The 1,109-nt window shown below is 66.1% G+C and carries 2 protein-coding genes; both read right to left on the reverse strand.

Translation table 11 applies throughout. From position 1 onward, the window contains the following. Nucleotides 1–128, reverse strand: a 128-nt coding sequence (locus EOD15_RS34645; RefSeq protein WP_148129828.1) for a 3-keto-5-aminohexanoate cleavage protein, incomplete at its 3' end; no start/stop codon positions are given. Nucleotides 129–132: 4 nt separating this feature from the next. After that, on the reverse strand, nucleotides 133–1,109 hold a 977-nt coding region (locus EOD15_RS34650; RefSeq protein WP_148129829.1), incomplete at its 5' end, for an aminotransferase class III-fold pyridoxal phosphate-dependent enzyme.

Consider the following 1,109-nt stretch of genomic DNA (forward strand, 5'->3'; position numbering starts at 1 on the left):
CCGGCTTCGGCCGCCGCGATCGCCTCCGCCGCGATCTGGTCCGGCGTCACCGGCAGATAGGGCGACATCGACGGCGTGTGCACCGAGCCGGTGACAGCGCAGGTGATGATGACTTTTCGCGAGACCATGCTTTTACCCTTCGACCGGCAGGTCGAGCTCGGAGGCCAGAACCTCCAGCGAGTCGCCGATGATGGAAACGATCTCGCCGACCTGTTCGCTGGTGACGATCATCGGCGGCGCGACCATGAAATTGTCGCCGTCGACGCCACCCTTGACCCTGCGGCCATAGATGATCAGCCCGCGCTCATAGGCGAGGTCGAGCAGCCGTTGCGTGGCTTTCTTGGTCTGGTCGATCGGCCTCAGCGTCTCGGGATCGGCAACCATCTGGGCGCCGGTGAGCAGGCCCTTGCCACGCACGTCGGCGATGAACGGAAACCGCTTCGCCAGCCCCTTCAACCCGTCCATCAGCACGTCGCCCATGGCAGCCGCATTGGCGATCAGGTCGAGCCGGTCCATTTCACCGAGCACGGCAAGCCCGGCGGCGCAGGCCAGCGGATTGCCGGCATAGGTGTGGCCGTGCTGGAAGCCGCCGGAGTCAAGCAGCGGCTGCACCAGCCGCATCGGGGCGGCGAGCGCGCCAAGCGGCGCATAGCCCGAACCCAGCCCCTTCGACAGCGCGACGATGTCGGGCTTGCAGTTCCAATGGTCGCCGCCCAGGAATTTGCCGGTGCGGCCGGCGCCGCTCATCACTTCATCGTGGATGAGCAGGATTCCGTAGCGGTCGCAGATCTCGCGGATGCGCGGATAATAGCTGTCCGGCGCGACCAGTGCCGCGGTCGCCGCACCGCCGATCGGCTCCATGATGAAAGCGACCACGCTGTCTGGACCTTCCGCAAGAATCTTCTCCTCCAGCATGTCGGCATAGCGGATGCCGCGCTGTTCCATCGAGAGATTGTCGCGGTCGCGCCAGGCATTCGGCGCCGGCACGGTTGGCATCGCCCGCATCATCGGCTCGAACGTTTCGGCCAGCGCATCGTCGCCGGTGATCGAGAGCGAACCCAGCGTGCCGCCATGATAGGAGGGGAAGCGGGGGATCACCTTCCAGCGGC

It is taken from the genome of Mesorhizobium sp. M7A.T.Ca.US.000.02.2.1 (genome assembly GCF_003996995.1).
Taxonomy (GTDB): Bacteria; Pseudomonadota; Alphaproteobacteria; order Rhizobiales; family Rhizobiaceae; genus Mesorhizobium.